Annotated in this window: 6 protein-coding genes; all 6 read right to left on the minus strand. The window is 46.7% G+C overall.

What is annotated here, in order from left to right:
* The coding region (locus HMPREF0178_RS22145) for a hypothetical protein (protein WP_009381095.1) at window positions 1–664 on the minus strand (664 nt) is incomplete at its 3' end.
* Window positions 664–807 carry a hypothetical protein gene (locus HMPREF0178_RS21665; RefSeq protein ID WP_009381097.1) on the minus strand — a complete coding sequence of 48 codons (144 nt, stop codon included), beginning with the start codon at window positions 805–807 and terminating at the stop codon, window positions 664–666. The genes HMPREF0178_RS21665 and HMPREF0178_RS22145, both read right to left, overlap by 1 nt.
* Window positions 808–1,101: 294 nt before the next feature.
* Window positions 1,102–1,362 (minus strand): hypothetical protein, encoded by a 261-nt coding sequence (locus HMPREF0178_RS21670; protein WP_157134973.1) that lies wholly within the window; start codon window positions 1,360–1,362, stop codon window positions 1,102–1,104.
* Window positions 1,363–1,978: 616 nt separating this feature from the next.
* Entirely contained in the window at window positions 1,979–3,313 is a 1,335-nt protein-coding gene (locus HMPREF0178_RS21675) for a hypothetical protein (protein ID WP_009381099.1), read from the minus strand.
* Between the two features lie 27 nt (window positions 3,314–3,340).
* Window positions 3,341–3,553, minus strand: coding sequence for a hypothetical protein (locus tag HMPREF0178_RS17095; protein WP_039959281.1), 213 nt, complete (start codon window positions 3,551–3,553; stop codon window positions 3,341–3,343).
* A 590-nt stretch (window positions 3,554–4,143) separates the two neighbouring features.
* Window positions 4,144–4,359: hypothetical protein (locus HMPREF0178_RS17105; protein WP_009381101.1), on the minus strand; the 216-nt coding region annotated here is incomplete at its 5' end.

Raw genomic sequence — 4,359 nt, forward strand, 5'->3', positions numbered from 1 at the left:
GCACGGCGTTGGACAGCCATGTCCGCAGGAAGCTCGCCCAGTTGTGGACGGGCTGCCTTTTCTTTGCCTGCCACTCGCGGATGCGGAGGATTTCGGCGTCCACGTCCACGTCGGGGAAGTCGTGTTGCAGGGCCACCAGCAGGTGGAGGGGGATCGCCTTTTCTTCAACGGGCGGAGCGAAAGAAGCTCTCTCACGCTCCGGCGTCCTGATCGGAGTTTCTTTTTCCCGTTCCCTTTCCGATTCCCCGGACGGTAGCGATACCCTATCGGAAGGGTACGGCGCGGCCCCGAACAGGTGGGGGTAGCGTTTCAGAATGGCCCGGCGGATGGCGGCGGACTCCACGGTGGGGAGCAGGGCGCGGAGCGAAGTGAGGATTTTGGGCGAGGTGCTGCACTGGTGGCGGATGAAGCCGCAGACCCAGATGTCGCCGTCTTCCATGACGATGCGTCCGTCAAACTCCAAGTCCTCCAGAAACTCCCGCACGTCGTCCTCATCCAGCCCGGTTTCAAAGGCGATTTTGCGGACGGTCACGGACAGCACGCCGAGATTGTTGGTATTCGGGCTGGTGAACAGGTAGAGGTACAGGAGCTTTTGTTCCGGCGGCATGTCTTCAATGGCGGGATTGTTCCAGAACGCCATGCGGATAGTGCGGTAGGTGGCCATCAGCGCACCCCCAAAAGAAGCTGCGCGACGAACCCGGCAGACAGGATACCGGCCAGCAGCAGGACAGAGAAGGCACGTTCGGCAAGGGAGAACAGACGATACCGCAGGCGAAGGCCACGGGAAGAAAGGAGAAAACGCAACATGATACACCTACCGGTTTTGGGATTGGGAACAAAAAAAGGCGGAACAACGCTCCCCGGCCCGGTAAGGCCGCCTGAGTCTCACGAACATCAGGACGTTATTCCGCCAATATGTAACCGCATCCACAGGATAAACCTATAGTGCAATGGTGGCAGAAACAAGAAACGCCGTAATTTTCTTCAGCATGGGGACGCTGATGAAGGCTTCGGCAAGCCTTACCGGTTTTGAGGGAGGCCAGAGTAGCGAAGGATTGGGGGTGGTGTCAAGAGGGGGAAATAACCTGTCTTGATGCAACATTATTCAGCTTGCTCAGGATTGAAATCTCTAGGAATCCATCCTTTTTCATTGCGCTCAGGAACAATAAAGCCTTGTTCTTCAATAAGTTCAATAACTTTCTCTTCGACTTGAGGGTTCCATCCATCCCAATTTCCATCGTAACAGGTACTACACACAGTTGTACCAAGAGATTTTACCCACTTCCCTTCGTGGTAGTAATGAGGTTTATACTGAAATGTGCTACCGCAAAGAGGACACGTTAACGTATCTTTTCCGCCCATATTTCCCTCGTAAGGTTAAAACGTTTTGTAAGCTACAACGTTATGGCTAGCTCCTGTAGGTGTCAAGAACGCCTTGCCATTCTGCCTCTTCCCGGCTACCTTGCCGCCGTGGGGCACTCCTCCGAAAGGAGGATACCCCATGAGACGCTTCCTCCGGGACGTGCTGGCAGCTTGGCTTGCCGCCGTTCTTGCGGCTGTGGCGGTTCATTTCATGAATCTCTAAAGCAGTTGCCCCGGTAGGAGGCGACTCTCCAACCGGGGCAGAAACTTGAGATTCCCAAAATCTCGGGGGACGTGCCCCACACGGGGCGGTGAGTGTTGACGCACTTGCCGCCCTTCTTGCGTTCAAGATAGCGACGTTTGCCGGAGTTGACAAGCGTGTTGTCTATTCATCATCCGCAGAAGGCTCCCCGAGCTTACGAACCGCGGGGGCCTCACGGACACCCGGACGTTACCTTGCCAATATGTAACCACATCCGAAAAAAGGATGCACTGGTGCAAGATATAAAAAAACCGTCATTGTCCGCTAGTTTGGGACTGGCAAAAGGCTACGGTGTGCCTCCCTTAGTTGGGAAGTGTAGATTCCCAAAAGGATGAGAAGGTGTCAAGAGTGAGATTATGCATTGAATGCTTCTATCTGTTTTTTCAATTCTCCATAGTTGCGATGCTCTTCTGTGATTTTATCTTTAAAACTACTCCAGACTGTAACGAGCTGTTTTTCAGAGGTTGTTTTAGTAAACAATTCAGAAAGAAGCGATGGAACTTTTCCAGCAGAAAATATTTGATCGTTGTCGATAGCACTTTTTAAGAATGATGTAAGTTGATTTTCTGATATATATTCTGAAAATGGCAAAATAAATTTTTCAATGTTGTATTCAGCAATTCTAAAAGATGATGAATTTATTGTTTTATTTAAAAAAGTATCCATATGATTATGGTAAAGTTTACTTGGAGCATGTTTATATTTTAAAATGTCTTCCATCTGTGAATCTGAAAAATCACTTATACTTTCATGAGCAGCAGAGACTATGCTGTCGTCATCTAAAAATAAAGATAGATATATAGGGAAAATATTTTTTTCATTTTTATAATTACGTACAAGCTCCTTGATTTTTATTTTGAATGATTCGTCTGTGTATATCCATATTGTTTTAAAATGATAGTTTATTATCAAAAGTTTGTATATATTTTCATCACCAATACCACTGAGTATAGAGGATAGTTTTGATTTTAAAATGTTTTCTGTATATAATGTATACATAGAATGGATAATATGTAATGCAATAGAAAATTTTTTAGCTTGAGAGTGTTTTGTCGTTTCGACAAAACACTCTTTTATTAATTGAATAACAATATTTTGCACAACAGATTTTTTGGCTCGTTTCAAATATCCCGAGGAAAGGTAAGTGGATGCTTCTTCAATATTTTTAGGAAAATATTCTGATTTTATTGTTTGTAAAATGTTTTCAATTACTGATTTACCTTGTACCGGTTCTCTAGAGAGTAAAATATCTATAGCATTTTTTATGTGTGTGCGAGCTAGCTCAGGTGAAGGATGATATATTGTATCAATATCATTCATGCTTGGATGTGCGCAACGATGCCTGTCATCTTGAAGCCTTTTTAAATCAATAATCTCATTTTCTGTTAAAAGAGAAAATTGATCTTTTGCATTAGTAAGAATATCTCGTTCAAAATTAAGTAAATTTCTTAAATTTTTTGATTGTAGATTATTATTGAAACTGGTGATTTCTTTTTTTGCCGCGGTATCACCAGTCAAATCAAGTTCTTTATATTTATAAAGAATATCAAAAAAAACAGCTTGCCATGTTGCCACAATTGCAGAACGATAAGCTCCAGCATGATAGCAAGCGACGGCTTCGCGAATATATTCGCGCCCACTTTCTCCACGACACTTTGTTACTAACTCATCCAAATCTTCCATTCCCATATTTATCATCCCATATTATATTACAAATTATTCAATCATTTCAAAATATTTAAATGCTTGAATGATATCTTTTACCTTGTCTTTCGGACAAGGCTTGGCAGCTTTATCTAAATTAATTCTATTAGGGGCATTTCTTGTTATTAATCCATATTGCTGCTTTATATCAGCTATCCAGCAGGTTTGAACGACATACCCGTATGTGACCTTGATATAGTTCTGTATCTCTTTGTAGGTAGCCATATTATTTATCTCTCCCTTCACTTAACATCCGAACAAATCCATCCACTGTCGTCTCAACAATTAGATCCTACTCCCAGAGTTTTCTGCTCCCGGCCTGTACACGGCAAAGATGACCTTGCCGGGGGCGCGCGGGTAGCGCAGAAAGCCTCTGTCCTCCTCTCCCTCCTCATTGGTATAGAAATTTAGATAAGCGTAGCCCCGATTAGAGGCACAGGTCAATGCCCCTTCTGAACTTGCGGGAATGTCAAAAGAAACGCCCGCCAGCGGGAAGGCTGACGGGCAGGGCAGGCAAAAGGGCTTGCTGGGAACGGCGCGGACGACTGGGGTGTCGCCGTGCACTAGTCTCAGAAAGGGGGTTGCGCTCATGGAGCAGTTCTTACTCGACGTCCTCACCAAGGCCTTGGCGGGCGTCCTCGTAGTTTTCTCGTTGCCCCTTACTTGAAAAAGCGGGCTGGAAATGAATTAGCCCGGTAGGAATTACGAGTTCCTACCGGGCTGAAATTCCCGGGGCTGGCCCCTAGGGTGGTAAGTGTTGCCCCGCTTTGCTTCTTGTTTGCCAAGTTAGCGACGTCGTGGGAGTTGGCAAGTCTTCACAGCCCCAGACGTTCCCGTATGCGTTCCAGCATGAGCCGTTCCACTTCCGACATCTTCTGCCTGTAAACCGGTTCCACCAGCGGACGCTCCGGCTGTTCCAGCGTTGCCTTGTCCTTGCCGAGCGGGACGCCGGCGGCCCAGAAGGCCCGGCGCATGGCGGGCGTAACCGGCTGGCTGCCGGTGTACTGGAACCGGTTGTCCGTACCGCGTCG

The organism is Bilophila sp. 4_1_30, assembly GCF_000224655.1.
Lineage (GTDB): Bacteria > Desulfobacterota > Desulfovibrionia > Desulfovibrionales > Desulfovibrionaceae > Bilophila > Bilophila wadsworthia.